The sequence below is a fragment of the Methylobacterium sp. A54F genome (assembly GCF_053346035.1).
Genome location: NZ_JBKFBF010000013.1, coordinates 92,647 through 118,601, shown reverse-complemented (window position 1 = coordinate 118,601; position 25,955 = coordinate 92,647). Strand labels below are relative to the sequence as shown.

Genomic DNA, 25,955 nt, shown 5'->3' with positions numbered 1-25,955 from the left:
GCGCGGTCTGTCCGGCTCAGAGGAGGTGCGGCTCGGCGCGGAAGCGGCAATCCGGATCGTGGGGCAGCGCCTCGGCGAAGGCGGTCGGCGCCCCCGTGCCGCGGACGGCTGCGTAGACGTCCATGATCTGGCGGCCGACCGCCGTCCAGGAATAGACCCGGCGGCACTCCGCGAGGCCGTCCCGGGCGAGGCGGGTGCGCAGGGCTTCGTCAGTGACGATGCGCGTCAGCGCGCCCGCCAGCGCCGGCACGTCGCCCGGCTGCACGAGGAGGCCGTTCTCGCCGTCGCGCAGGCAGTCCGAGACGCCGACCGCGTGGGTCGAGACCACGGCGAGGCCCGCCGCCATCGCCTCCAGGATCGTGTTGGAGAACCCCTCCGCGTAGGTCGGCGACACGAACACGTCGGCGGCGCGGTAGAGGTCCGGCACGCGCTCGTAATCGGCGTAGCCCGTGAAGCGGATCGCCGCCTCGGGGAAGCCGAGCTCCGCGGCGCGGGCGCGGGCCGGCTCCACGTCCGGGCCGATCCCCGAGATCACGGCCGCGAAGGGCACGCCGTCGCGGCGCAGGAGCGCGAGGGCGTCGATGAAGTCGAGGACGCCTTTCCGGCGATCGACGCGGCCGTGGTAGAGCAGGCGCACCGGATCGGCGTGAGGCTCGGGCAGGCCGTCGCCCGTCCCGCGCGCGAAGCGGGCGGTGTCCACGGCGCCCGGCACGATGGTGAAGCGGGCGGGGTCGCTGCCGAGGCGCTCGCACACCTCCTCGACGAAGGAGGCGCCCCCGATCAGCAGCGCGTTGGCGTGGGCCAGCACCGTGCACATCGCCACCCGGTGCGTCTCGCAGCAGGAGCCGACCCAGTGGCCGTCGCCGCCCTGGATCGAGACCACGACCGGCAGGCCGAGGCAGCGCCCGGCGATGAGCGTCGCCCAGCCGGTCGGGTAGCCGTACTGCGCGTGCAGGACCTCGAACGGCGCGTGCGCGTGCTCGGCCGCGATCGTCTCGACCATGGTGGCGATGTCGCGCTCGAAATCGCCGCTCTCCTGCTCGCCGCGCTGCTCCAGGCCGATCACCCGCACGCCCGGGACCTCCGGGGGCGGGCCGCCGCCGTAGACGCGGGTGCCGAATTCGTCGCCGCGGTACTGCGAGATCATCGTGACGTCGTGGCCGGCCTGCGCCAGCTCGCGCAGGAGGTTCTGCGCGTAGACGCTCATGCCGGATATCGCCGGGAAGTAGCGCCGGCTGACGAAGCAGAGTCTCATGGGAAATCCGATGTGGTGCGGCCCGGGATCGGCCTACTCATGAGCAGCCCGAGAGCGGGTCCGCGCGTGCGCGGCCGGTTCACTGGGTCTGCGTCTCGGGGTCCGGCAGGCCGGGCCCCGGCCGGCGGCACTCCTTGAGGTAGGCGAGCGCCTGCGGGATCATCACGTCGGCCCGGTGGCTCTCGCGGGACAGCTCCACGCAGACGAGCCGGTCGAAGCCGATCGCGTCGAGGGCGTCCAGCACCCCAGCGACGTCCATGTCCCCCTCGCCGAAGGGCAGGTGGATGTGGCGCCCCCGCGCCATGTCCTCGATCGCGACGGTGCCGATCCGGTCCGCGAACTCGCGCACGGCCGCGGCCGGCTCGCGCTCCTGCGTGACGAGGCAGTGGCCGGTGTCGAGGGCGAGCCTGAGCCCCGCGATGCCGAGGGCGGCGTAGTCGTCGAGCGTCTCGACGAGCATGCCGGGCTCCGGCTCCAGGCAGGGGACGACGCCCTTCTGCTCCGCGTAGGCGGTCACCTCCGCGAGGCCCTCGGCGAGCCAGGCGCGGGCCTCGGCGGGGTCGACGCCGGGCTTCGGCACGCCCGCCCAGAAGGAGACGGCCTCGGCCTTCAGGATCGCGCCGATGTCGACCGCCCGCTTCAGGAAGCCGACCCGCCGCGCCCGGCCGGCGGCATCCGCGGTGACGAGGGTCGGCTCGTGCTTGGCGCGCGGGTCGAGCAGGAAGCGGGCGCCGGTCTCGATCACCGCCCCGAGGCCGAGGCGCTCCAGCCGGCTCGCCACCCGCTCGGCCTCGGCCGCCCAGCCCTCCGCGAACGGGTCGAGGTGGTGGATGTCGAGGGTGAGCGCAACGCCGTCGTAGCCGGCGCCGGCGATGAGATCGAGGGCGTCGTCCAGGCGGTGGTTGGCGGCGCCGTTGGTGTTGTAGGCGAAGCGGAGCGTCATGCGGCACGTCCCCGTTCCTGCAACCGGAACGGCGCATGGTGCGATTCCGGCTCGCGGTACAGGGGATAGTGACTCCCGACGATGGATTCGGCCAGCGCCACGTCGAAGAGCGGCTGGCGGCCGCCGAACCGCTCGATCGCCTCGGGCGTGAGGCGCACCGGCCGCAGGGTCTCGCTCTCCTGGCCGAAGCGGATCAGCGGATGGTCGCGCTCCAGGAGCTTGCGCGCGTTGCGCTCGCCGATGCGGTAGTAGCTCATGGTCTCGACCTCGAGGCCCGGCACGATCGCCTTGACGACACCGACGCCGCCGCCGTCGGGCGAGCAGTCCACGTAGAGGACGTCGAAACCGGCCTCCTCCAGGCGGTCGCAGGCGATCCTGCCCCGCGCGTGCCCGTCCGGGGCCGGCGTCGAGGGCAGCTCCGTGAAGGGCTTGGTCGAGCGCTCGGAATAGACCGTGTCCTTGAGGATGTCGCGCAGCTCGGCCGGGGGCAGCACGATCCATTCGAGCATCGCCTTCAGCGCCCGGCCCTCCTCGAGGTCGAGGCTCGGCAGCGCCTTCTGGATGAAGGCCTCGACGTAGCCCGGCGGCGTCACGCGCTCGGCGAAGGGCAGCGGCCCGTGGCCGAACGCCTTGCGGACGCGGGCCGCCTGGAACTCCAGCAGCGCCTTGCGCAGCGCCCGCTCCCGGTCCGGGTCGCAGGCTTCGCCGCAGGCCGAGAGCGCGATCGGCGCCGGGGCGTCGTCGGGGTTCCGGTCGTAACCCACCACGTAGAGGTTCGTCAGCCCGAACTGGTCGGTGGCGAACTTCGGCAGCGCCCGGATGCCGAGGGCCTCCAGCCGGTCGAGCATCCCCCGCGTCTCGGGCCCGAGGCCCTCCGAGAGGTCGAGCATCACCCCCTGGTCGAGGGCGCGGAACAGGAGCCCGTTGCCGTCGCGCTGCAGCAGTTCCAGCACGCCGTGGCCGAGGGCGAAGTCCACGTCCGGCCCCGCCCCGAGGCCGTTGGTGATGAGGTTCGTGAAGGGCGTGTAGCCCTCCGAGAGCTCGAAGTAGTCGGTCGCGGCGATGTCGAGGGGCATCAGCACGGTCTCGCCGGTCCGGCGGCGCCGGGCGGGCGTCCATTCGAGCACGGTGCCCCGGCCGACGGGCGAGCCCGCCGGCAGGCAGAGGGTCAGCGGGTCGGCGACCGCGCCCGCGCCGAACACCCGCACGAGGTCGTCGTAGGAGCCGCGCTCCTTCTTGCGGGGCATCACCGCGAGCGACGGCATCAGGTTCTCGGCGATCTCCGCCACGGCCCCGATCAGCGCCTCGTCGTCGGTGGCGCCGTAGCCGATGCCGCTCGGCATGGCGCCCACGAAGAACGGGTCGTCGAGGAACAGCGACACGAACCAGACCGGCACGCCGGTGCGGTCGAGGGGCGCCAGCGGGAAGCCGACGATCCGCCCCGGCGGCAGGATGTCGAGATACGCCCGCACCGGCTCCGGCAGGCTGCCGGGCAGGCCCTCGATCCGGCGGGGGCCGCCGTAGCTGTAGGGCCGCGGCGCCTTGATCCGGGCATGTCGGGCCCGGGCGTCCTGGTCGATCGGCGTGGTGTCGTCGGTCATGGCAGTGGGGACTTTCTGGGTACGGCGCGGCTCAGCCCCGGGCCCCTGCCGGGCGCGGGTCTCCCCTCCCGGATCGGGAGCGGAGCGCCGGTCGCGCCACGGCGGGCGGGCGGCTGCTGGGAATGGCGCGCATGCTCAAGGGGCTCGGGTACCGCCGGCGGCGGCCTGCTCGTAGGCCCGCGCGATCAGCCGCATGGTGTGGAGGTCGCGCTCGGCCGAGTAGGCGTCGCGCTCGGCCGGGTCGCGCAGGGCGGCACCGAAGGCGCGGACCTGTTCGAGGAAGGGCGAGGCGTCGCCGTCGAAGGGGATCGGCTCGGCGGCGCCGGTTTCCGCGTCCGTGAAGGTCAGGCGGCCGCCGGCCGTCTGGCCCATCGTGTCGGTCGCGGTGAGCAGGCCCCGAGTGCCGAGCACCTCCAGGCGGCGGCGCGGCAGCGCGTCGGGGCAGTTGTAGGCGACGTGGAGGCTTGCCAGGATCCCGGAGGGGGTGCGCCCGATCAGCAGGGCGCCGTCGTCCACCGCGTCGTAATCCTGCGCCCGCGCCTGCGTGAGGGCGGTGATGTCGGCGATCGATTCGTCGAGCAGGAAGTCCGTGAGGTCGAGGCCGTGGGGCGCGAGGTCCATCAGGGCGCCGCCGCCGGCCTGGGCCGGGTCGATCCGCCAGTTCGCCTCGCCCGCCACGCTCGTCCAGGCCCGGTCGAGCCAGCAGGCGTAGACGATGCGCAGCGTCGTCACCGTGCCGAGCCGCCCGGCCCGGATCGCCTCGCGCATCGCCCGGTGGGCGGGGTGGTGGCGCTGGTCGAAGGCGGTGCCGTAGAAGATGCCGCCCGCCCGCACCGCGGCGGCGATCGCCTCGGCGTCGGCGAGGCTCGCCGCCATCGGCTTCTCGCAGAGCACGGCCTTGCCGGACCGGGCCAGCGCCTCGACGGCGCCGCGGTGCAGGTGGTTCGGGGTGGCGACGTAGACCGCCTCGACCTCGGGATCGGCCAGGAAGGCGGGAAGCTCCGCGTAGGCGCGGGCCCCCTCGCGCTCTGCCGCCGCGCGGGCGCCCGCCCCGGGGTCGCAGATGGCGGCGAGGCGGTGCCCCGCGGCGCGGATGCCCGGCGCCATGTAGTCCCGGGCGACCCAGCCGTAGCCGACGATGCCCCAGGCGACCGGACCCGCCATCACCAGCGCTCCGGAAGGTCGACGAACTCGCGCCGCCGCACCCGGACCGCCTCCGGCACGTCGGTGCCGCCGACCCAGTCGAGGATCTCGGGGCCGGGCGAGTGCAGCGGGTAGGTGACGCGGGGGGCGTATTCCGCCTCGTAGCGCTCGGAGGGCCAGCGGATCGCGTAGTCGCCCGGACCGGCCTCGGCGTAGAGCGGGTTGAGGGTGAGCTGCGTGCCCTCGCGGGGCAGGGTCAGGCCGTCGACCACCGGGCGGGGCGCCGGCCGCATGCCGGGGCCGGCCACCACCGAGAACGCCTCGCAGGCCCTGAGGTCGGCGGGCGCCCGGGGGCTCGGGGCGCGGGCCTCCACGAGGGCCTGGGTCAGCTCGGCGTCGTCGTAGACGAGGGCGTCCGGGAACAGCTCCTCGATCTCGGTGGCCGAGACCGCGCGGCCGGCGGAGAAGCCCGGCCGGTCGCTGTTGTGGATGTGGCTCAGCGCCAGCCAGCCGTCGTCGCCCGCGTTCTGGCGCAGGCAGTCGAGCAGGGCCGCCTTGTCGTCGAGGAAGTAGAAGGCGTCGTTGCAGACCACGAGGTCGACGGGGGCGCCCTTCACGGGCCAGTGCGGCGCGCCCGCATCGAAGCAGACGAGCTGCGCCTTCGCGCCGACCACCCAGTGGCGGGCGACCCAGAGCTTGGCGAAGACCACGTCCGCCCCCGCGACCTTGCAGCCGCGCAGGCTCAGCTCGCGCAGGTACTGCCCGATGCCGCAGGCGAACTCGAACACGCAGGTCGGCTCGTTCCAGTGGGCTTCCAGCAGGGTGAGGCCGGCCAGGAAGGTCGGGTCCGTCCAGCGGTGCAGGAAGTAGTCGCCGACGCGGCCCCAGCCGAGGAGGCGCACCGCGTCGCGCAGGGTCGCGGTCCCGCGCTCGCGCACGAGGGTCGCGAGGTCCTCCGGGTCGGCCGGCGGGCCGGTCCACCAGTCGTCCTGGTCGGCGAGCAGCCCCGCCAGGGCGGCGTCGGGCTCGTCGGCGTCGAGGAGCGCGAGGGTGCGGGCGCAGAGGTCGTCCCGGCCGGTGCGCAGGTAGGGGATGCCGTCGATCACCGGCCAGCGGCGGCCGGTCTCGGCATCCTTCAGGGAATGCGGGGTGTCGGCCTTCAGGGCGTGGCCGGTCTCGGGCGATGCGAGGTTGAAGGGGATCATGTCGGGCTCATGCGCCCCTGCCGCTCTGGCGATCACGGACTGCGATCACGGGATGCGCATATCCCTGAGCACGCGGTCTTGGAACCCCTTCACCGGTCCCGCATGGACCAGTTCCATCTCGCCGAGCACCGTCTCCATGGTGAGCGAGGCGGCCCGCAGGTGCTGGGCGATCTGCAGGACGCGGTCGATGCTGTCGGCGGCGTGGAAGGCGCGGCCCTCGGCGGTGGCATCGTCCGGCAGCACGGCGCGGGCCCGCGCCACGCGCTCGCGCAGCGACGGCTCCAGCTCGTCGAGGGCCCACTGCGTCGTCGTCGCCACGATGGGCCCGAGCTGGTCGCCGAGCAGCATCTCGCCGGTGAAGCCGGCATCGGGCATCGCCGCGTTGTGGAAGTGGTGGGCCATGGCCGCCAGGAACACGGTGGCGGGATCGGCCCGGTAGAACGGGCTGAGGCAGACGCCGTAGACCGCGACCACGAGGCAGTGCTCGGCGTGGTTCTCCGGCGGCTCCAGCAGGATGCGGGGGCGCCCCGGGCAGGTCACGCCCGCCCGCGGCTGGTGGGCCAGGGCGCCGACGAAGCCCGGGACCGCGCCAGTGGCGAGCGGCTCCGGATCCCGGAGGCGCGTGCGCAGGCGGTCCCGCAGGGCCGGGTCGAGGGCCTCCGTGACGGCATCGAAGCCGTCGACCAAGATGCGGGTGACCTCGGCCACGGGCAGTCCGGCCGCCGTCAGGAACGCGGCGTCGAGGTCGCACAGGCGGGTCGCCGCCAGCGCCGTCGCGGTGATCTCGAGGGCCACCGCCTCCGGCTCGGCGCCGCCCGTCAGCGCCGCCCAGCCGCGGGCGAACAGGCGCTCGGCGATCGACCCGTCGCGGCCCGCCGAGCGCACGCGCTTCAGGTCCCCCATCTCGACGAGGAGTTCGCGCAGGGCGACCGGGGCGGCCGCGCCCTGCGCGTCGGAGTTCGGTTCAGGCGACACGGGGTCGGCTCCGGCAGGGGCGGCTGAGGTCGCCATCAGGAACGGTGTGGCGTTTCCGGAGGCCCGAGGTTCCCCACCCGGTCCCCTCCCGTGCGGGAGTGGGACGGGGTGATGGGTGCGTGGCTTCCGGGAGACCGCTCAGTGCTGCGCGCCGAGCCAGTCGAGGAGCATCTTCTCCTGCTTGCCGAAGGCGTGCTCGGGGCCGTGGCCGTTCTTGACCATCGGCGCCTTGAAGAAGGTCGAGAGCTGCTCCTGCACGCCGCCGTCGCCGCGCTTCTTGGCGAGGTCGAGGACGCGGGCGATCTCGATGACGAGGGGGGCGGCGAGGATCGAGTCCTTGCAGAGGAAGTTCACCTTGATCTGCATGCGCTGGCCCATGAAGCCGGTGACGTCGATGTTGTCCCAGGCTTCCTTGTCGTCGCCGCGCGGGCGGTAATAGTGGATGTGCACGAGGTGGTCCTCGACCGGGTAGCCGAGGATCGAATCGAGCACCGTGCCCTTGGTGTTGAGCTTCGACTGCAGGGAGTTCGGATCGTTGAGCGCCAGGCCGTCGCGGTTGCCGAGGATGTTCGTGGAGAACCAGCCGTCGACGTGGAGCGCGCGGGCCTTGAAGGCCGGGGCCAGCACCGTCTTCATCATGGTCTGCCCGGTCTTGCCGTCCTTGCCGGCCACCGGCACGTTCAGCTCCCGGGCGAGCTCCAGGAGCGCCGGCACGTCGGCGGCGACGGAGGGCGTGAAGTTCGCGTAGGGCACGCCGCTCTTGATCGCCGCGTAGGCGTAGAGCATCGCGGGCGAGATCGACTCGTCGCTCGTATCCAGTCCCTTCTCGAAGGCCTGGGCCGAGTTGAGCACCGGGTCGCTGAGGTCCGGCCAGCGCTCGGTGGAGGCGAGGTTCACGACCACCACCTCGTCGAGGTTGCTCTCGCGCTGGAAGCGGCGGAGGTCGTTGGCGATTACCGAGACCGCCTCGCGGTGGTCCTTGGCGACGATGCGGTTCTGCCCGTCGATGTTCTTGCAGAACTTGGCGCTGCCGACCGCCGGCCAGGGGGTGATGCCCTTGAGCACCTGGGCGCCGTTCTCGATGTCCTCCCGGGTGAGCACGCCGTGGCCGGTCGCCGCGGAGGCGAGGTCGTCGCCGTTGAGGTCCCAGCCCCCGAACACGAGGTCCTTGTAGTCGGCCATCCCCGCCACGGGGACGCCCGCGAGGGGCAGACCGTCGAGTCGGTTCGACCCGGACTTGATCATCTCGATTCCGGCGATGGCTGTGGTGGCGACGGCGCCACCCATGCCGACGAACGCAACGCCGACACGGCGACCGGTCTGCATGCTCATGAGCGGGGAACTTCCTTGCAGTGGATACACGGGCGAGTGGGAAAAAGGGGGAAACCGTGCCGGGCCCGCGTGGACCAATGTAACTGGCTCACCCCGGTTCCGTTCCAACCCCGCTCGTGACGAATTCATGGCCGCGCGGCGCTGAACGGCAGCCGAACGATTTGTTAAAATCCCGTTAAAACAGAGGCTTAACGCTTCGTTAAGCGTGCCACGCTTGGATCATCCGGTCGTCCCATTCTGGCCAAAGCACCCGGCCAGAAAGCCGCCGACTTGATCGAAGCCGCCCCCGAGAAGGACGCGGCACGAAAAAGGAAGACGAATGGGGGTTATCCCGGAGCCGGCGCGTTGCGCCGACGACGTGAGCTGTCTCGTGCCCAGCGAGACCTTGGACCAGGACAACACCGCGGCCCGGCCGCCGCGGGCCGAGCGCAGGACGCGCCGGACGACGGCCACCCGACATGCCCTTGCGGCGACGCTGATCGCCGCCGGCCTCCTCGGCACCCTGCCGCAGGGCGCCGTCGCGCCGGCCGCGCTCGCCCACGGCCGTATCGACGAGCGCGCGGCCGCCGCGCAGGACCTCGCGGGCCCGAGCACCGTGGACAAGTCCGCGGATTGGCGCGGGGTTCCGCTGATCGAGCAGCAGCCGGCCACGACCGAGCTGATCGCGAGCGACCTCGCCGCCCTGCCGCAGCCCGCCCGCGACGCCGAGGACGAGGCGATCCGGTTCGGCTCCCGCAGCGTTCCGCGCCGGATCGTCGACCCCATCCTGCGGGCCTCCGCGGAGGCCGGGGTCGACCCGGCCTACATGATGGCGCTCGCCGACAAGGAATCGAGCTTCGAGACCGCCGTGAAGTCGGCCCATTCCTCCGCCGAGGGCCTGTTCCAGTTCGTCACCGGCACCTGGCTGGAGATGATCCGCGACTACGGCGCCCGCCACGGGCTCGCGGAGGAGGCCGCGGCAGTCACCGGCCGCGGCGGCGCGATCTCGGTGGAGGCGGGGATGCGCGGGCGCGTCCTGAGCCTGCGCCGCGATCCTTACGTCGCCGCGCTGATGGCGGCCGAGCTGATCAAGCGCGACCGTGCGCGCATCGAGGCGAAGGTCGGGCGGGCGCTGAAGACCACCGAGCTCTACATCGCCCACTTCCTCGGCACGGGCAGCGCCGGACGCTTCCTGGAACTCTCCAGCGAGAAGCCCGCCGAGGTCGCCCAGAAGGCCTTCCGCAGCGCCGCCCGCGCGAACCGCAGCCTGTTCACGCAGAAGAGCGGCAAGGGCCGGCGGAGCCTGACGGTGGCCGAGCTGCACGAGCGCCTGGACGACATGATCGACCGCCGCCTGAGCCAGTACCAGGGCGTTGCCGCCCTCGCGGGTGCCGAGGGCATGCCGCGGGAGGGCGAGCCCGTCCGGGCGGAACTCGCCCGCGGCGAGACCGAGCGGGTGCAGGTCACCGAGGCGATCCTCACCGAGGCGCCGGAGGCGGCCGGCGAGTGAGCCTCAGTGCCCGGCGGGGGCGTCCCCGCCGCGCTTGACCGACTTCAGGATCATGGCGAGCGGCACCGCCGAGGCCGAGACCAGCGCGAGGCACCAGAACACGTCGATGTAGGCCCAGTAGGCCACCTGCGTGGCGAGCTGCTGGCCGATCCAGGCGGTTGCCTGTCCCTGCGCGTCACCCGCGAGCCCGTGCACGGAAAAGTACTCCTGCGCCCGCCGCAACGTCTCCTGGTAGGCCGGATCGGCTGGGTTGACGTGCTCGACGAGGCGGTTCTGGTGGAACTGCTGGCGGTAGGCCAGCACGTTCTGGGCGAGCGACACGCCCATCGAGCCGCCGACGTTGCGGGCGACGTTGATGAGGGCCGAGGCCTGGTCGGTCTGCGTGGGCTCGATGCCCTCGTAGGAGGCGGCGGTGATCGAGATGAAGATCATCGGCAGGCCGATGCCGATGTAGATGCGCGACCAGGCGAAGAACCAGAACGTGGTGTCGCCGTAGAGCCGGGTGAGGTCGTACATCGCGAGCGCGACGATCGCTGCCCCGCACGCGATGAGGTACTTCGGCTGCACCTTGCCGGAGACCTGCCCGATCACGAGCATCATCACCACCGTGACGATGCCGCCCGGAGCGAGGACGAGCCCGGCCAGCGTGGCGTTGTAGCCGTAATAGTCCTGTACGAGCTGCGGGATGAACTGCGTCGTCGAGATCAGGATCGCGCCGGTGGCGAGCATCACGAGGAAGCAGGAGCCGAACTGGCGCTTGGCGAGGAGCCGCAGGTCGACGACCGGGTTCCGGTGCCGCAGCTCCCAGGGGATCATCAGCACGAAGGCGACGACGCTCAGCGTCGCGAAGACGACGATCAGGTTGGAGCCGAACCAGTCCTTCCGCTGACCCTCGTCGAGGACGACCTCCAGCGACCCGAGGAACGTCGCCACGAGGAGGAAGCCCACGATGTCGAAGGGCACGCCCTCCCGGATCAGGCGCTTGCGCTCGGCGACCGCCTTCGGCGGATCCTCCAGGAGCAGGGACATCAGCCCGAGGGAGACGAGCCCGATCGGCCCGTTGATCAGGAAGCACCAGTGCCAGGAGACGTTGTCGGAGAGCCAGCCGCCGAGCGTCGGCCCGATGACGGGCGCCACCACCACCGCAAGGCCGTAGAGCGCGAAGGCCTGGCCGCGCTTCTGGGGCGGGAAGGAATCGGCCAGGATCGATTGCGCGAGCGGCGCCATGCCCCCGCCGCCGAGCCCCTGCAGCACGCGGAAGACGAGGAGCGAGTAGAGGTCCCAGGCGAAGCCGCAGGCCACCGAGGAGACGGTGAACAGCGCGATGCTCCACATGAAGAACGCCTTGCGGCCGAAGCGCTTGGCGAGGAAGCTCGACGCCGTGAGGACGATCGCGTTGGCGACGAGGTAGCTCGTGACCACCCAGGAGGCCTCGTCGGGCCCCACCGCCAGGCCGCCCGAGATGTAGCGCAGCGCCACGTTGGCGATCGTCGTGTCGAGGACCTCCATGAAGGTCGCGAGCGACACCACGAGGGCGATGGCCCAGGGGCTGTGGCCGCCGGGCGCGGTCCCGGACTTCGCCCCGCTGCTGCCGCCCTTGGCCCCTGCCCCGGCGCTCACCGCACCCGGACCGAGGGCACGATCGACATGCCGGGGCCGATCGAGACGTCGCCCGGCCAGTCGTCGACGACGATCTTCACCGGCACGCGCTGCACCACCTTCACGTAGTTGCCCGTGGCGTTCTGGGCGGGCAGCAGGCTGAAGGCCGTGCCGGAGCCCGGCTGCACCGAGGCCACCCGGCCGTGGATCTTCCGGCCCGGATAGGCGTCGATCTCGACGTCGGCGCCCTGCCCCGGGCGCATGTCGGTGATCTGGGTCTCCTTGTAGTTCGCCGTCACCCACTTCTCGTCGGGCACGAACATCGCCAGGCTCTGGCCCGCCTGGGCGAACTGCCCCACGGCCCCCGAGAGCTGCACGATGCGGCCGGGCTGGGCTGCCGTGACGGTGGTGTAGCCGAGGTTCAGCAGGGCCTGCGCGGCCTGCGCGCGGGCCGTGGCGAGGCTCGCCTCGGCGCTGGCCTTCTGGGCCTCCAGGGAGCCGATCTGCTTCTGGGCGGCGATGACGCTCGCCTGCGCCCGCTGCAGGCTCGCCTGCTGCTGCTCGAGGTTCGAGGTCGATTGCTGCGATTGCTGCACCGTCCCGGCCCCGCGGGTGGCGAGGTCCTTGTAGCGGGCGGCATCCGCCTTGGCGAAGTCGAGGGCCGCCTGCGTCTGCGTCACCTGCGCCTTGGCGACGTCGATCTGCGCCTTCTGGGCCTCGATCTGCGCCACGACGTTCTGGATCGAGGCCTCCGCCGAGGCGATCTGCGCACGGGCCTGCTCGAGGGCGACGTCGTAGTCGCGCCGGTCGATCTGGAACAGGGTCGCGCCGGTCTCGACGTGCTCGTTGTCGGTCACCGGGACGGCGACCACGTAGCCCGAGACCTTCGGCGCCACCGTGAACTGGCGCGCATCCACGAAGGCGTCGTCGGTGGTCTCGTAGGGGTGCAGGTAGAACCACCAGTAGGTGACGCCCGCCGCCGCCGCGATCACCAGGGCGAGGCCGCCGAGGACGAACCAGACCGGGTGGCGCCGCAGGACGTTCGGGCGCTTCTCCTCCGGGGAATCGCTCTCGTCCGACTCCGCCGCGCCGTCCTCCGGGCTCTCGCCGGCCTCGGCCCCCTCCGCATCGTCGGATTTCCGGCGGCCCTCCGCGGGGTCCGCCTTGAGGTCGAGGACGTCTCTGTGGGCCTGCGGAGCCGGGGCGGTCGTCCCGGGCGCGTCCTCGCGGGCGGCCTCGGCCTGTCCAGCCGCGGCGCGGCGCGCGTCCGAGGGCGCGGCCTGCCTCTGATCGTCGAACATGGGAAGTACACGTCCGTGGAGGCGCCCGCCGCGTCGCCGCGGTCTCAGCCTCGAACACCCGCCTCGGTCACACAAGGTCCGAGCCGTCACGAAGTTCCGCTGGGGCCGACCCGGTGCGATCACGCCGCAGCGAGGAAGACGGCGCGGAGGCTCCGCCGAAGGGTGAGGCTGGGCGGGTGCACGCCTCACGTGCACAGTCGCGGGCGGCGGCCCTGTGCGCCCGGACGGAACGGGGGGCCCCGTCCCGCGTTCGGCCGCGGAGCAACCCGGAGGTGAACCATGGCGAGCACACCGAATCCTACGTCCCCTTCGGCTTCCGGTTCCTCCGGGCCGAGCCTCTCGGGCATCCCCCTCGTCGGCGCCGCCCGGCTCGACGCGATGAGCACGGTGCTAGCTCGCAACTGGTGGTTGGTGGCCCTGCGCGGCGTCCTCTCGATCCTGTTCGGCGCGATCGCCTTCGTGGCGCCGGGGGCCTTCGTGCTCTCGCTGGTGCTGTTCTTCGCGGGCTACATGCTGGTCGACGGCGTGTTCGGCATCGTCGCGGCCGTGCGCGCGGCGCAACGGCACGAGCGCTGGGGGTTCCTGCTCCTCGAAGGCCTCGTGGACATCCTGGTCGGCGTCGCGGCGATCCTGGTGCCGGCGGCCGCGGTCTGGGCCTTCATCTACCTCGTCGCCTTCTGGGCGCTCGTCAGCGGCGGCCTGATGATCGCGTCGGCCTTCCGGCTGCACCTGCATTACGGCCGCTGGTGGCTCGGCCTCGGCGGCGCCGCCTCGGTGCTGTTCGGCATCCTGCTGCTCCTCAACCCGGGCCTGTCCGCCCTGGTGCTGACCTGGTGGCTCGGCACCTACGCCTTCGTGTTCGGCGTGATGCTCATCGTGCTCGCTTTCCAGCTCCGGGGACGCCACGAGGCGGCGGGCCGGCCGCTGCCGGCGCCGCGGGCCTGAGCGCGTAGCGCCCCGTCGCGCATCCGGTCTACAAGGGCCGCCCGAATCCGCCGGCTCATCTCTGCCGACCCTGGAGCGCGATGGCCCCCACGGACCCCGACCATCCGCGCGGCGACGACGGTGCCCCCGACACCCGCGCGGCCGCCCGGGAGGCGGCCGCGGCGGCACGGACGCTCGGGCGCCAGCTCGGCATCCTGGCGGCCGGCGCGATCCGGGGTGCCGGCCGCCGGGGGCGCGCCGGCGCGGGCCGTGCGGCGCCGCTTCTGCGCGGCCTCGGCGAGCGCCTGCGGCGGCGGCGCGAGGCGCCGCCCGCGACCGAGGCGCGGCCGGCCGCGTCCACGCCTGCCCCCGGCGGCGCCTGGTGGCGCCGGCGTCCCTGGCTCGCCGGGGCGCTTGTGCTCGTCGCCCTGCCGCTCGCCGGCCTCGCGATCCTCGTGCTCTCGGCCTTCCTGACGCTGCCGCCGCTCGGCGGCGCGGCGGTCGATCCGGGCCAGCGGGCCGTCACGGTGGAGGCCGATGACGGGCGCGTCTTCGCCACCCGCGGGGCGTTCCGGGGAGAGCCGCTCAAGGCCGGCGACCTGCCCCCGCAGCTCGCGCAGGCCATCATCGCCATCGAGGACCGGCGCTTCCGCGAGCACTGGGGCGTCGACCTGCGGGGCCTCCTCCGGGCGGCCTGGCGCAACGCCACCGGCGGCGGCGTCCGCGAGGGCGGCTCGACCATCACCCAGCAATACGTGCGCCTGACCTCGCTGACCCAGGAAAAGACCCTGCGCCGCAAGATCCAGGAGGCGTTCCTGGCCCTGCGCGTCGAGAGCGAGATGTCGAAGGACGAGATCCTGCTCGGCTACCTCAACACCGCCTATTTCGGGGCCGGCGCCTACGGCGTCGACGCCGCCGCCCGGCGCTACTTCGGCAAGCCCGCCAAGGCGGTGACGCTGCCCGAGGCCGCCATGCTTGCGGGCCTCGTGCGCGCGCCCTCGCAACTCGCGCCGACCCGCAACTTCGGCGGCGCCAAGGAGCGCGCCGACGTGGTGCTCCAGACCATGGTGGAGACGGGCGCGATCACGGCCGCCGCGGCCGACAAGGCGCGGGCCGAGACCATCACGCTGCGCACGCCCCCCGAGACGCCGCCGGGCGCCAACTACTTCCTCGACATGGTGGCGGGCGACGCGCGCCGCCTCAGCGAGGGCACGGGCGACCTCACGCTCCGCACCACCCTCAACCTCGACCTGCAGAGCCTCGCCGAGGGCATCGTCGCCCGCCGCCTCGACGCCGAGGGGGCGAAGAAGAAGGCGTCCCAGGCGGCCCTCGTGGCGCTCTCGAAGGACGGCGCCATCCTGGCCATGGTGGGCGGGCGCGACTACGAGGACAGCCAGTTCAACCGGGCGACCCAGGCCAAGCGCCAGGCCGGCTCGCTGTTCAAGCTGTTCGTCTACCTGACCGCCTACCAGAACGGCTACACGCCGGACTCGGTGCTGGTGGACCGCCCGGTGCAGATCGGCGACTGGGAGCCGCAGAACGCCAACAACCGCTTCCGCGGCGCGGTGCCGCTGCGCCAGGCCTTCGCCCTGTCGATCAACACGGTGGCGGCCCAGCTCGCCGACGAGGTCGGCATCCCGGCGGTGATCGACACGGCGCGCCGCCTCGGCGTCCAGTCGGAGCTGCCGAACGTGCCGAGCCTCGCGCTCGGCGCCGCGGAGGTGACGCTCCTCGAGATGACCCGCGCCTACGCGGGGGTGCTCGCCGACCGCACGCCCCTTGAGACCTACGGCATCCACGCGATCCGCGGCAGCGGCCCGCAGCCGCTCTACCTCCACCCCGAGCCGAAGCCGGCCGCGGGCCTGCCCCCCGAGGCGCGGGGCATGATGCTCGACTCGCTGCAGGCGGTGGTCGAGGGCGGCACCGGCAAGGCGGCGCGGATCCCCGGCACGGCGGCGGGCGGCAAGACCGGCACCAGCCAGGATTACCGCGACGCCTGGTTCGTCGGCATGACCACCGACCTGATCGTCGGGATCTGGGTCGGCAACGACGACAACAGCCCCATGAACCGGGTGAGCGGCGGCGACATCCCGGCCGCGATCTTCCGCGAGTTCGTGCAGCGGGCGGGCGCCCAGATGGCCAAGGGCCGCGCCAAGAGGCCCTCCGCCGCCCGCGCGGAGCCCGCCCCCGCCCGCCCCGTCAGCCCGGCGCCGGAGGCGGCCGGCCGCGGCGTGCCCGAGGTGATCGACACAGGCACCCTCGCCTTCCGGGGCAAGGTGGTGCGCCTCGCCGGCGTCGAGGGCGAGGGCGGCGCGCTGGCGCGCCAGCTCGCCCGCTACCTGCGCCGCCGGGAGGTGACTTGCGGCGCGGCGGCCGAGGATGGCGGGCAGCGCTGCCAGCTCGACGGCGAGGACCTCGCGAGCCTGATCCTCGCCGCGGGCGGCGCCCGCGCCAGCGACAGCGCGCCCGCGGACCTCCTCGCCGCCGAGGAGCAGGCGCGCTCGGAGCGCGCGGGGCTGTGGCGGCGCGAGCGCTAAGCCCTACCGGAACGGCGGCTCGTCGAAGCTCCGGAGCTTGCGCGAGTGCAGCCCCGAGCGGTCGGCCCGCAGGGCGTCGAGGGCCGCGAGGCCGATCAGCAGGTGCTCGGAGACGGCCCGCGCGTAGAAGGCGTTGGCGGCGCCCGGCAGCTTGATCTCGCCGTGCAGCGGCTTGTCGGAGACGCAGAGCAGCGTGCCGTAGGGGACCCGCAGGCGGTAGCCCTGCGCCGCGATCGTGCCGCTCTCCATGTCGACGCCGATGGCGCGGCTGAGGTTGATTCGCCGGCGCTCCTGGCTGAAGCGCAGCTCCCAGTTGCGGTCGTCGTAGGTCACCACGGTACCGGTGCGCAGCCGCCGCTTGAGGGCCTCCGCCTCCTCGCCGGTCACCTGGGCGGCGGCCGCCTGCAGGGCGAGCTGGACCTCGGCCAGCGCCGGCACCGGCACGTCGGGCGGCACCAGCTCGTCGAGGATGCGGTCGCGGCGCAGGTAGCCGTGGGCCAGCACGTAGTCGCCCATGCTCTGCGACTGCCGCAGCCCCCCGCAATGGCCGACCATCAGCCAGCAATGCGGGCGCAGCACTGCGAGGTGGTCGGTGATCGTCTTGGCGTTCGAGGGGCCGACGCCGATGTTGACGAGGGTGGTGCCCTGCGGCGCGCCGTCCGGCCGGCGCGAGACGAGGTGGTAGGCCGGCATCTGGAAGCGGTGCCAGGGCGAGGCCGCGATGAGGGCGGCGGGGTCGGCGGTCGCAGCCTCGGCCCGCGTCACCGTCACGCCGCCGGGCAGGATCAGGCTCTCGAACCCCTCCGCGCCGCTCGCCAGCCGCTCCAGCCCGTGGCGCACGAACTGGTCCACGTAGCGGTGGTAGTTCGTCAGCAGGATCCAGGGCTGCACGTCGCGCCAGTCGCAGCCCGTGTAGTGCACGATGCGGCGCAGCGAGTAGTCGATGCGCACCGCGTCGAACAGGGCGAGCGGTCGCGGCTCCTCCGGTCGCTGCTGCCACAGGCCGTCGGCGATCTCGTCGCCGACCACCGAGAGGAGCGGCACCGGGAACCAGGTGGCGAGGTCGGCCGCATCGAGGTTGCCGGCCCCCATCCCGGCGCCGGGCTCCAGAACGTAGGGGTAGGGGATCTCCAGCGCGCTGAGGCCGACCTCCAGGCTGATCGGGTAGTCGGCCGCGAGCGCCTGGAGCTGCGAGAGCAGGTAGTGGCGGAAGTGGTCGGGCTGGGTCACCGTGGTGGCGTAGGTGCCGGCGACCTGCAGCTTCGCGGTCGCCCGGCTGATCCGCGGCACGGCGCCGGTCGGCCGGTAGGTGACGCGCAGCTCCGGGTAGCGGAACTTCAGCCGCTCGGCGGCGTCCGGCGGCGGGCCCCCGTCGAGGGTGCGGGCGAGCGCGGTGCGCAGCGCCCGGGTCGCCTCGGCGTGCAGCGCCGTGAGCCGGTCGACCGCCGTCTCGGGGTCGCCCACCGCCTCCATCGGCCGCAATTCGTTCTCGACCAAGCCAGCCTCCTCGCCCCCGGAACCCTCTCCGTCCCTATACGGGCGGCGGGCGAGCGTGTCGCCATCGCCGAGCGCGGGCGGGGGCTTGCCCGCCGGCCGCGCATGGCCGAAAGCCCGCGGGCAGGGTCGCAGGGAGCGCGCGATGGACGGGAGCGAGGCGGAGTTCGGCCGCAGGGCGGGCGAGGAGACGGTCGTGCTCCCCGAGGGCTACGATGCGGGCCTGTACTTCGTCGGCCGTCTGCGCACGCCCTGGACGCGCCGGGCGGACTGCCCGAAGAACGGCCTCGCCACGGACGCGGTCTGCACGGTGGAGGTCGATCCCGCCTTCGCGCCGGCCCTGCGCAACGTCGAGGGGGCGAGCCACCTGATCCTGCTCTACTGGATGGACCGGGCGGTACGCGACCTCGTGGTGCAGCGGCCGCGCCACGCGGACGGCCCCCGCGGGACCTTCTCGCTCCGGTCGCCCGCCCGCCCGAACCCGGTCGCCCTGTCGGTGGTCGAGCTCCTGGGGCGGGACGGGGCGCGGCTCAGCGTACGCGGCCTCGACTGCCTCGACGGCACGCCGCTCCTCGACATCAAGCCCTACTACGCCAGCACCGACGCCCGCCCGGGCGCCACGCTCGACCGCAGCGGCCTCGACAAATAGTTCGCTGCCCTGAAACCGGCCGGCCAAGCCGAGCGTAGCAGCGCCGCGCGAGAGGCGTCGAACCCTCGTCCTCGGTCCGTGAGCCCATCATGCCATGAGCCCATCATGACGCGTCGCTTTCTCCTCGGCCTCGGCGCCGCCCTGCTTCTCGGCGCCGCCCTGCTTCTCGGCGCGGGCGTCGCGGCCGGCTGGGCGCTGCGGGGGGCGCCGTCGCTCAGCGCGCGCGCCTACGCCCAGAACCGCCTCGTCGCCGTGCAGGTCCACCTCGACGAGGCGCCGGAGGCGTACGTGTTCCTGGCCGGCGATTCGCAGGCTGAGCTGCAGGCGCCCGCCCAGCGCGCCTGCGGGCTCGAACTTGTGAACGGCGGGGTGAGCGGCGCCAGCGCCGCCGTCTACGCGGACCTCCTCGACACCCTGCGCTTCCCGCGCCGGCCGCGGGCCGCGACGCTCACCATCGGCAGCAACAACCTCCTGCGGAAGAGCCGGCCCCGGGACCCGGCGGTGGCCGCGGAGTTCGAGGCGGCGGCGTCCCGGATCGTCACCCGGCTGCAGGGCGTGACGGATCGGGTCGTCGTCACGGCGGTGCCCCCGGTCGGCCGGGCCCTCGGCGACCGCCTCGATGCCGAGGCGGTCGATGCGTATTCGGACCGGCTGAAGGCGCTCTGCGCCCGGCTGGGCTGCACCTTCGCGGACCCCTTCGCGGACCTGCGCGACGGCACCGGCGGCTTCGCGAAGCCCGGGGCCCTGCGCGACGGGCTCCACCTCTCCGCCTATCGCCCAGTGCTCAATGCGCTGGGCCCCAGCCTGTGCAACGCAACCACACCGTGACATTTCCGTCAGTTTTCGCGCACAAACGTCTCCACCCTGAACGAAATGTGTCCTAAGGTGTTTTCCTGTTGGACAAACCTGACGGCGCGTTTGCGTAAATTCTGCACAATGGCGCCGGGGATTCGAGGGCTTCTCAGATGGGTCGTCCGATCAAGGCAATGCGCGGCGAGGATCCGGGCAGCGAGGCGAGCGACGTGATCGATCCCGATCTCTACGTCCCGGCTCTGCTTACTACCCTGTCGAACAGTCTGACGCGCAATGCGTCGACGTTCTACCGTCGCAACTTCGGGGTCGGCATCACCGACTGGCGGATCATGTACCGCCTCGCCTCCGAGCCGTGGGTGACCGCCCACGCGATCTGCAGCGCCGCCCACCTCGACAAGGGCGTCGTCAGCCGGAGCCTCGCCTGGATGGAGAAGCGCGGCCTCGTGATCGTGCGCGGCGACGAGCGCGACGCACGCCGCCGGTTGATCGCCCTGTCGCCCGCCGGGCAGGACCTGCACGACCGGATCACCCAGGTCGCCCTGGAGCGGGAGCGGAACTTCCTCGCGGCCCTGTCCCGCGACGAGGTCGAGACGGTGGTGCGCCTCCTCTCGAAGATGATGGGCGGCCTGCGCGGGTTCTCGAAGCCCGTCGCGATCCCGCCCGAGCGGGTCGCGCTGCCCGCGGCGGCCGTCAAGCCGGCCCGGGCGCGCGCCGCGGCGGCGCCTTGATCCGGTACCAGGTCACGTAGAGGGCCGGCAGGAAGAACAGGGTCAGGAAGGTGGCGGCGATGATGCCGCCGATCATCGCGTAGGCCATCGGGCCCCAGAACACCTCGCGGGCGATCGGGATCATCCCGAGGCTCGCGGCGGCGGCCGTGAGCAGGATCGGCCGCATGCGGTGGCGCGTCGCTTCTACCACTGCGTCCCACGGGCCGTAGCCCTCGGCCTCGCTCTCCTCGATCTGGCTGACCAGGATCACCGCGTTGCGGATGATGATGCCGATCAGCGCCAGAATGCCGAGGATCGCCACGAAGCCCATCGGCTTGCCGGGGATGAGGAGCGCCGGCACCACGCCGATGAGGCCGAGGGGCGCCACCGCGAAGACCAGGATCAGCTTCTGCACGCTCTGGAGCTGGATCATCAGGAACACTGCCATGGTGAGGAGCATCACCGGGACCACGGCGGCGATCGGCCCCTGGCCCTTGGCGGCCTCCTCGACGGCGCCGCCGGTGGCCAGGGTGTAGCCCTCCGGCAGGGCGGCCGCGAAGGCGTCGATCCGCGGCTTCAGATCGGCCACGACGGTGGGCGGCTGGGTCGCGTCGGTGATGGCTGCGCGGATCGTCAGCGTCGCCACCCGGTCCCGGCGCCAGACGATCGGCTGCTCCAGGTCGTAGTCGATGCGCGCGAAGGCGAGGATCGGCACGACGGCGCCGTTGGCAAGCGTCACCTGCAGGCTCTGCAGCGTGTCGAGGGAGCGCCGCTCCACCTCCCGGGCGCGGCCCACCACGTTCACGAGGTAGATCGCGTCGCGCACCTGCGTGATCGAGGTGCCGCCGACGACGCCGTTGAGGATGCCGGCGATGTCCTGGCTCGTCACGCCGAGCTGGCGCGCCTTGTCCTGCTGGATCTCGACGCGCAGCACCTTGCCGGGCTCGTTCCAGTCGAAGGTCGGCACCGCGACGTGCGGGTTGGAGGCCACGATGTCGGCGAGCTTCAGGGCGTGCTCGCGCACGGTCTGGAGGTCCGGCCCGCTCAGCCGGTACTGGACCGGGCGGCCGACCGGCGGGCCGAGCGAGAGCGGGTTCACGAACACGTCGGTGCCCACGAAGTCGCGCTTGCCGATGGCCTCGAGCTTGGGGAACAGCCGGTCGCGCGCCTCAAGGGACTTCGTCACGATCACGATCTGGCCGAAGAAGGCGTTGGCGAGCTGCTGGTCGAGGGGCAGGTAGAAGCGCACCGCGCCCTGGCCGACGTAGGACGACCAGCGCTCGATGTCGGGCTCGTCCTTCAGCCGGGCCTCGAACCGGTCCATCTGGGCCCGGGTCTCGGCGATGGTGGCGTTCTGGGGCAGCGTCATGTCCACGAGGATCTCGTGGCGGTCGGACGCCGGGAAGAACTGCTGCTGCACCCGCGTCATGCCGACCATCGCGGCGGCCATCAGCCCGATGCAGGCGAGGATCGTGACCCAGCGGTAGCGCATGGCGGCGACGATGGCGGCGAGGAACGCGCGCCCGAGGCGGCCCGGCTCGTGGCCCTCCCGCTTCATCGTCTTCGGCAGCAGCGCGACGCCGACGAGCGGCGCGAACAGCACCGCCACCACCCAGGAGACGAGGAGCGAGGCGGCGATCACCACGAAGAGCGAGTAGGTGTACTCGCCGGCCGACGAGCCGTTGAAGCCGATCGGCAGGAAGCCCGCCACCGTGACGAGGGTGCCGGTGAGCATCGGGAAGGCCGTGGAGGTGTAGGCGTAGGTGGCCGCCTTCTTCAGGTTCTCGCCGAGCTCGAGGCGCGCGACCATCATCTCGACGGTGATCATCGCGTCGTCGACGAGGAGGCCGAGCGCGATGATGAGCGCGCCGAGCGAGATGCGCTGCAGCGTCACCCCCATCACCTGCATGATCACGAACACGATGGCGAGGACGAGGGGGATCGAGATCGAGACCACGAGGCCGGCGCGCAGCCCGAGGCTGATGAAGCTCACCGCCAGCACGATCACCACGGCCTCGACGAGGGCCTGGGTGAAGCCGCCCACCGCCTCCTCGACGATCCGCGGCTGGTCGGAGACGAGGTGGATGCCGACGCCGATCGGGAGCTTCGCCTCGATCATGCGCATGCGCGCCTTGAGGTCCTCGCCGAAGCGCAGCAGGTTGGCGTTCGGCCGCATCGCGATGGCGAGGCCGATCGCCGGCTGTCCGTCCACCCGGAACAGGGCCGAGGGCGGGTCCTCGTAGCCGCGGCTGATCTCCGCCACGTCCGAGAGGCGGAAGAAGCGGTCGTTGAAGCGCAGGTTGATGTCGCGCAGGCTCTCCTCGGAGGTGAACTGGCCGCTCACCCGCACCGAGACCCGCTCGGGCCCGGCCTGGACCACGCCGGAGGCCGAGACGGCGTTCTGGGCCTGGAGCGCCCGGATCAGCGCCTGCAGGTCGATGCCGTAGCCCGCGAGCTTCCGGGTCGAGAAGTCGAGGTAGATCGTCTCCTTCTGGGTGCCGAGCAGCAGCGTCTTGCCGATGTTGGGCACCTTGAGGATCTCGGTGCGCACGCCCTCCACGTAGTCGCGCAGCTGGCGGTGGGTGAGCCCGTCGGCCGTGAAGCCGTAGACGTTGCCGTAGACGTCGCCGAACTCGTCGTTGAAGAACGGGCCCTGCATCCCCTGCGGGAAGGTGTTCTGGATGTCCCAGAGGCGCTTGCGCACCTGGTAGAACGAGGGCTGGATCTCGGCGGGCTTCGTGGTGTCGCGCAGCTGCACGAACACCGTGGCCTGGCCGGGCGTGGTGTAGCTGCGCACGTAGTCCAGCGTCGAGACCTGCTGCAGCTCCTTCTCGATCCGGTCCGTGACCTGCTCCAGGGTGTCCTTGATGGTGGCGCCGGGCCAGCTCGCCTGCACCACCATGGTCTTGATGGCGAAGGGCGGATCCTCCTCGCGGCCGAGGCCCCGGTAGGCGATGGCGCCCGCGATCAGGCAGACGGCCATCAGGAACCACACGAAGGAGCGGTGCCCGAGGGCCCATTCCGAGAGGTTGAAGTTCGACACGGCTGCGATCCCGAAAGGGGTGTCAGAGCGGCTCGTCGGCGAGGCGCACGGCCTGGCCCTCGGAGAGGGAGTGGACGCCCGCCACCACCACCCGGTCGCTGGCCGCGAGGCCCGCGCTCACCACGGCGCGGGCCTGCCCGTGCTCGGCGAGGGTGACGGCGCGGCGCGCCACGGCGTCGCCCGCGGCGTTGACGATCCAGACCGCGTCGCCCCCCTCCCCCGCGAGGATCGCGGTGGCGGGCAGGACGAAGCGCGGCGGCACGGCCCGCGCCAGCGCCACCGTGATGGTAGCGCCGAGGCGGAAGGCGGAGGGCGGATCGGCGAGCGTCAGGCGGATGCGGCGCGTGCGGGTCGTGGCATCGGCGAAGGGCGCCACCTCGCGCACCGTCCCGGTCGCCGTCACCTCCGGGGCGCTCTGCAGGGAGACCGTGAAGCGGCCGTCCTTCGGCATGGCGCCGGCGAGGTCCTCGGGGATGTCGACGACCGCCTCCCGGACCTCGGGCCGAGCCACCGTCACCACCGCCTGGCCCGGGGTGAGGTCCTGCCCCACCTCCGCGCGGCGCTCGGTGACGACGCCGTCGAAGTCGGCCTTCAGCTCGGTGTAGCCCATCTGGTCGCGGGCCTTCTGGAGGCTCGCCTGGGCCTGGGCGAGGCGGGCCTGCGCGGTGTCGCGGTTCGCCACCGCGCCGTCGAGCTGGGCCTGCGTGACGTTGCCGCCCTCCATCAGGCGACGCGTGCGCGCCTCGGTCGCCACCGCGTTCTCGGTCTGCGCCCGCGCGTCCGCCACGTCGGCCTCCGCGCGGACCTGCGCGAAGCGCGGCACGATCGGGTCGAGGGCGGCGAGGCGCTGGCCCTTGCGCACGAGATCGCCCACCGTGACGTCGCGGGCGACCATGCGGCCGCCGATCTGGAAGCCGAGCTGCGACTGGTAGCGGGGCTCGACGGTGCCCGCGAAGGGCCCGAAGGTCACCGCATCGACGGGCCGCGCCAGGGTGTAGAGCACCGGCCGCACCGGCGCGGGCGCCTTCGCCTCCTCGGCGGGCTTGCAGGCCCCGAGGGACAGGAGGGGCAGGAGTGCAAAGAGGGGAAGGAGGGCGGCGCCGGGAAGGCGCATCGGGCCGGTCACGGCGTCGCCTCCTGGCGCCCGGCATCCCCGATGGCGGCCGCCCGGGGTGCGGCGTCCGCGAGGGTCACCTGCTGGCCCGGCCGGAGGAACTGGATGCCGGCGGTCACGACCTCCTCGCCGGGCGCCACGCCCGAGGCGAGCACGATCGTGTCCGATCCGTAGCGCGCGATGGTGACGGGGCGCGGCGCCACCGTGCCGGCCCGCGGATCGCGGATCCAGACGGCCGGCTGGCTGCGCCAGCGGTAGAGGGCGGACCAGGGCAGCACCACGGCCTCGTTCGGGCGGAATTCGCCCCGCCCGATCACCACCGCGCCGAGCCCCATGGCGGTAGGCGTCGCGTCGAGCCCGACCTTGACCCGGACGGTGCCGGAGGCGGGATCGACGCTCGGCGCGATCTCGCGCACGCCCCCCTCGGTCGCCACGGAGGGGTCGGATTGCAGGACGACGCGCACCCGCTTCGAGTCCGGCGGGGTGGCGAGCAGGGCCTCGTAGACGTTGAACACCGCGTCGCGCGGCCCGTCCTGGGCGACGACGAGGACCGACTGGCCGGCCTGCACCACCTGCCCGGTCTCCAGCGTGCGGCTCAGCACGATCCCGTCCACCCCGGATCTCAGCTCGGTGTAGGAGAACTGCTCCTGCGCGGTGCCCAGCGCCGCCTTCGCGGAATCGACCGCCGCCTGCGTGGTGCGCAGTTGCTGCTCTGCGTTGTCATAGGAGGGCCGGGTCGTGTAGCCGCTCGCCATCAGGGCCTTCTGGCGCTCGAAGCCGAGCTTGGCCTGGGTCAGCAGGGCCTCGGCGGAGGTCAGGGCGGCCCGCGCGTTGTCGAGGTTCGCCCGTTGCTCCTGCGGGTCGAGGCGCGCCAGCACCTGGTCGGCCCCGACATGGTCGCCCACCTCGACGCGGCGCTCCGCGATCTTGCCGTTCGTGCGGAAGGAGACGCTGGTCTGCGCCTGCGCCTGGATGTCCCCGGTGAAGATGACATCGACCGCCACGCGCTCGGCGCGGGCCGTCACCGTGCGCACCAGCGTCTGCGCGGCGAGGGGCCACTCGTCGGCCGCCGCGGGCGCGAGGCCCGTCACCAGCAGGGCGCAGGTCGCGCCAGCCGCCACCCATGCCCAGGATCCCGCCCGGAATGGCACGGAGGAACTCGCGTGGACCTGCATCCGCCCGCTCCTGATTCGCCCCTATCGCGGCGCACTCCTATCCGCTATCTTACCGACCGTCCAGACGGTTTCCAGGCGAGGCCCCGATGTCATTACCGCGCACCCGCCGCGAGGATCGCGCGGAGATCATCCTCGACGCAGCCGAGAGCCTGCTCCGGCGCTCGGGCAGCCGGACGCTGACGATCGACGCCGTGGCGGCGGAGGCGGGCCTCAGCAAGGGCGGCGTGCTGCACCACTACGCCTCCAAGGACGCCCTGGTGACGGCGCTCGCCGCCCGCAAGGTGCGGCGCCTTCGCGAGGGCATCGCGGCCCGGGCCGCCGCGCTGCCGCCGGGGCCCGCCAACCTGCCCGTCGCGGCGGTCGCGCACGCGCGGGAGGTCTATGCCGAGGAGTGCGGCTTCCCCGATTCCCTCCTGCTCGCCACCGCCGAGAACCCGGCCGCGCTCAGTGCCTTCCGGGATTTCCTGGCCGAGCAGCGCGCCGCCCTCGAAGGGTGCGGGGGGCGGCCCGGCGCCGGCTCCGCCCTGCTGTTCTCGATCCTCGGCCTGATGATGAGCCGCAGCCTCGGCTACCACAGCCTGGAAGGGGCGGAGCTCGACGAGCTGTTCGGCGCCCTGGAGGCGCGGGCGCGGGCCCTGCCGGAGGGCTGAGCTCAG

General features: G+C 72.8%; 20 protein-coding genes. 7 read left to right on the top strand and 13 right to left on the bottom strand.

The genetic code is table 11. The features are described 5' to 3' along the window. Positions 1–16: 16 nt before the first annotated feature. The 7 genes from ACLBXP_RS20310 to ACLBXP_RS20280 form a co-directional block, all read right to left on the bottom strand. Positions 17–1,255 carry a glycosyltransferase family 4 protein gene (locus tag ACLBXP_RS20310; protein ID WP_447669603.1) on the bottom strand — a complete coding sequence of 413 codons (1,239 nt, stop codon included), beginning with the start codon at positions 1,253–1,255 and terminating at the stop codon, positions 17–19. Between the two features lie 79 nt (positions 1,256–1,334). Beyond that, entirely contained in the window at positions 1,335–2,198 is an 864-nt protein-coding gene (locus tag ACLBXP_RS20305) for a sugar phosphate isomerase/epimerase family protein (RefSeq protein WP_447669602.1), read from the bottom strand. After that, positions 2,195–3,799, bottom strand: coding sequence for a YcaO-like family protein (locus ACLBXP_RS20300; protein WP_447669601.1), 1,605 nt, complete (start codon positions 3,797–3,799; stop codon positions 2,195–2,197). Before ACLBXP_RS20300 ends, ACLBXP_RS20305 begins: the two co-directional genes overlap by 4 nt. A gap of 135 nt (positions 3,800–3,934) precedes the next feature. Continuing rightward, positions 3,935–4,963 (bottom strand): Gfo/Idh/MocA family protein, encoded by a 1,029-nt coding sequence (locus ACLBXP_RS20295; RefSeq protein WP_447669600.1) that lies wholly within the window; start codon positions 4,961–4,963, stop codon positions 3,935–3,937. Then, positions 4,963–6,147 (bottom strand): class I SAM-dependent methyltransferase, encoded by a 1,185-nt coding sequence (locus tag ACLBXP_RS20290; protein WP_447669599.1) that lies wholly within the window; start codon positions 6,145–6,147, stop codon positions 4,963–4,965. Before ACLBXP_RS20290 ends, ACLBXP_RS20295 begins: the two co-directional genes overlap by 1 nt. Positions 6,148–6,192: 45 nt before the next feature. Continuing rightward, the gene (locus tag ACLBXP_RS20285) at positions 6,193–7,050 is read right to left on the bottom strand and encodes a hypothetical protein (RefSeq protein WP_447669644.1); all 858 of its coding nucleotides are present in this window, start codon (positions 7,048–7,050) and stop codon (positions 6,193–6,195) included. Between the two features lie 210 nt (positions 7,051–7,260). Continuing rightward, positions 7,261–8,454, bottom strand: a complete 1,194-nt coding sequence (locus tag ACLBXP_RS20280; RefSeq protein ID WP_447669598.1) for an inositol-3-phosphate synthase — start codon at positions 8,452–8,454, stop codon at positions 7,261–7,263. 319 nt (positions 8,455–8,773) lie between these two features. On the opposite strand from ACLBXP_RS20280, the gene ACLBXP_RS20275 reads away from it, so the two are divergent. Then, positions 8,774–9,943, top strand: coding sequence for a transglycosylase SLT domain-containing protein (locus ACLBXP_RS20275; protein ID WP_447669597.1), 1,170 nt, complete (start codon positions 8,774–8,776; stop codon positions 9,941–9,943). Between the two features lie 3 nt (positions 9,944–9,946). Here the strand turns inward: ACLBXP_RS20275 and ACLBXP_RS20270 are convergent, their stop codons facing one another. Both ACLBXP_RS20270 and ACLBXP_RS20265 read right to left on the bottom strand, forming a co-directional pair. Then, a complete protein-coding gene (locus ACLBXP_RS20270) occupies positions 9,947–11,563 on the bottom strand; it encodes a DHA2 family efflux MFS transporter permease subunit (protein WP_447669596.1) in 1,617 nt (538 codons plus the stop codon). Next, positions 11,560–12,843 carry an HlyD family secretion protein gene (locus tag ACLBXP_RS20265; protein WP_447669595.1) on the bottom strand — a complete coding sequence of 428 codons (1,284 nt, stop codon included), beginning with the start codon at positions 12,841–12,843 and terminating at the stop codon, positions 11,560–11,562. Before ACLBXP_RS20265 ends, ACLBXP_RS20270 begins: the two co-directional genes overlap by 4 nt. A 279-nt stretch (positions 12,844–13,122) precedes the next feature. Here ACLBXP_RS20265 and ACLBXP_RS20260 point away from each other — a divergent pair, with 279 nt between their 5' ends. Both ACLBXP_RS20260 and ACLBXP_RS20255 read left to right on the top strand, forming a co-directional pair. Continuing rightward, on the top strand, positions 13,123–13,788 hold the full coding sequence (locus ACLBXP_RS20260; RefSeq protein ID WP_447669594.1) for an HdeD family acid-resistance protein: 666 nt from the start codon (positions 13,123–13,125) through the stop codon (positions 13,786–13,788). A gap of 80 nt (positions 13,789–13,868) precedes the next feature. Continuing rightward, positions 13,869–16,304 (top strand): PBP1A family penicillin-binding protein, encoded by a 2,436-nt coding sequence (locus ACLBXP_RS20255; protein ID WP_447669593.1) that lies wholly within the window; start codon positions 13,869–13,871, stop codon positions 16,302–16,304. Positions 16,305–16,307: 3 nt separating this feature from the next. Here the strand turns inward: ACLBXP_RS20255 and ACLBXP_RS20250 are convergent, their stop codons facing one another. Continuing rightward, positions 16,308–17,801, bottom strand: coding sequence for an AMP nucleosidase (locus ACLBXP_RS20250; RefSeq protein ID WP_447669592.1), 1,494 nt, complete (start codon positions 17,799–17,801; stop codon positions 16,308–16,310). A 142-nt stretch (positions 17,802–17,943) separates the two neighbouring features. On the opposite strand from ACLBXP_RS20250, the gene tsaA reads away from it, so the two are divergent. The 3 genes from tsaA to ACLBXP_RS20235 all read left to right on the top strand — a co-directional run bounded on the left by tsaA (position 17,944) and on the right by ACLBXP_RS20235 (position 19,988). Further along, a complete protein-coding gene (gene tsaA, locus ACLBXP_RS20245; protein ID WP_447669591.1) occupies positions 17,944–18,447 on the top strand; it encodes a tRNA (N6-threonylcarbamoyladenosine(37)-N6)-methyltransferase TrmO in 504 nt (167 codons plus the stop codon). A 105-nt stretch (positions 18,448–18,552) separates the two neighbouring features. Further along, entirely contained in the window at positions 18,553–19,275 is a 723-nt protein-coding gene (locus ACLBXP_RS20240) for an SGNH/GDSL hydrolase family protein (RefSeq protein WP_447669590.1), read from the top strand. A gap of 137 nt (positions 19,276–19,412) precedes the next feature. Next, on the top strand, positions 19,413–19,988 hold the full coding sequence (locus ACLBXP_RS20235; RefSeq protein ID WP_447669589.1) for a MarR family winged helix-turn-helix transcriptional regulator: 576 nt from the start codon (positions 19,413–19,415) through the stop codon (positions 19,986–19,988). On the opposite strand, the gene ACLBXP_RS20230 is transcribed toward ACLBXP_RS20235, so the two are convergent. The 3 genes from ACLBXP_RS20230 to ACLBXP_RS20220 are packed head-to-tail and all read right to left on the bottom strand — an operon-like array spanning position 19,951 to position 25,299. After that, the gene (locus ACLBXP_RS20230) at positions 19,951–23,010 is read right to left on the bottom strand and encodes an efflux RND transporter permease subunit (protein ID WP_447669588.1); all 3,060 of its coding nucleotides are present in this window, start codon (positions 23,008–23,010) and stop codon (positions 19,951–19,953) included. The two genes, ACLBXP_RS20235 and ACLBXP_RS20230, sit on opposite strands and share 38 nt — an antisense overlap. Before the next feature lie 22 nt (positions 23,011–23,032). After that, positions 23,033–24,124, bottom strand: a complete 1,092-nt coding sequence (locus ACLBXP_RS20225) for an efflux RND transporter periplasmic adaptor subunit (protein WP_447669643.1) — start codon at positions 24,122–24,124, stop codon at positions 23,033–23,035. Between the two features lie 8 nt (positions 24,125–24,132). Further along, entirely contained in the window at positions 24,133–25,299 is a 1,167-nt protein-coding gene (locus tag ACLBXP_RS20220; protein WP_447669587.1) for an efflux RND transporter periplasmic adaptor subunit, read from the bottom strand. An 86-nt stretch (positions 25,300–25,385) separates the two neighbouring features. Here ACLBXP_RS20220 and ACLBXP_RS20215 point away from each other — a divergent pair, with 86 nt between their 5' ends. Then, positions 25,386–25,949 (top strand): TetR/AcrR family transcriptional regulator, encoded by a 564-nt coding sequence (locus ACLBXP_RS20215; RefSeq protein WP_447669586.1) that lies wholly within the window; start codon positions 25,386–25,388, stop codon positions 25,947–25,949. The last annotated feature ends 6 nt before the right edge of the window (positions 25,950–25,955 follow it).

Bases quoted from the DNA above. Each gene is read 5' to 3' on its own strand.
- ACLBXP_RS20310 (WP_447669603.1), bottom strand. From the start codon at position 1,255: ATGAGACTCTGCTTCGTCAGCCGGCGCTACTTCCCGGCGATATCCGGC.
- ACLBXP_RS20305 (WP_447669602.1), bottom strand. From the start codon at position 2,198: ATGACGCTCCGCTTCGCCTACAACACCAACGGCGCCGCCAACCACCGC.
- ACLBXP_RS20300 (WP_447669601.1), bottom strand. From the start codon at position 3,799: ATGACCGACGACACCACGCCGATCGACCAGGACGCCCGGGCCCGACAT.
- ACLBXP_RS20295 (WP_447669600.1), bottom strand. From the start codon at position 4,963: ATGGCGGGTCCGGTCGCCTGGGGCATCGTCGGCTACGGCTGGGTCGCC.
- ACLBXP_RS20290 (WP_447669599.1), bottom strand. From the start codon at position 6,147: ATGATCCCCTTCAACCTCGCATCGCCCGAGACCGGCCACGCCCTGAAG.
- ACLBXP_RS20285 (WP_447669644.1), bottom strand. From the start codon at position 7,050: ATGGGGGACCTGAAGCGCGTGCGCTCGGCGGGCCGCGACGGGTCGATC.
- ACLBXP_RS20280 (WP_447669598.1), bottom strand. From the start codon at position 8,454: ATGAGCATGCAGACCGGTCGCCGTGTCGGCGTTGCGTTCGTCGGCATG.
- ACLBXP_RS20275 (WP_447669597.1), top strand. From the start codon at position 8,774: ATGGGGGTTATCCCGGAGCCGGCGCGTTGCGCCGACGACGTGAGCTGT.
- ACLBXP_RS20265 (WP_447669595.1), bottom strand. From the start codon at position 12,843: ATGTTCGACGATCAGAGGCAGGCCGCGCCCTCGGACGCGCGCCGCGCC.
- ACLBXP_RS20260 (WP_447669594.1), top strand. From the start codon at position 13,123: ATGGCGAGCACACCGAATCCTACGTCCCCTTCGGCTTCCGGTTCCTCC.
- ACLBXP_RS20255 (WP_447669593.1), top strand. From the start codon at position 13,869: ATGGCCCCCACGGACCCCGACCATCCGCGCGGCGACGACGGTGCCCCC.
- tsaA (WP_447669591.1), top strand. From the start codon at position 17,944: ATGGACGGGAGCGAGGCGGAGTTCGGCCGCAGGGCGGGCGAGGAGACG.
- ACLBXP_RS20240 (WP_447669590.1), top strand. From the start codon at position 18,553: ATGACGCGTCGCTTTCTCCTCGGCCTCGGCGCCGCCCTGCTTCTCGGC.
- ACLBXP_RS20235 (WP_447669589.1), top strand. From the start codon at position 19,413: ATGGGTCGTCCGATCAAGGCAATGCGCGGCGAGGATCCGGGCAGCGAG.
- ACLBXP_RS20225 (WP_447669643.1), bottom strand. From the start codon at position 24,124: ATGCGCCTTCCCGGCGCCGCCCTCCTTCCCCTCTTTGCACTCCTGCCC.
- ACLBXP_RS20220 (WP_447669587.1), bottom strand. From the start codon at position 25,299: ATGCAGGTCCACGCGAGTTCCTCCGTGCCATTCCGGGCGGGATCCTGG.
- ACLBXP_RS20215 (WP_447669586.1), top strand. From the start codon at position 25,386: ATGTCATTACCGCGCACCCGCCGCGAGGATCGCGCGGAGATCATCCTC.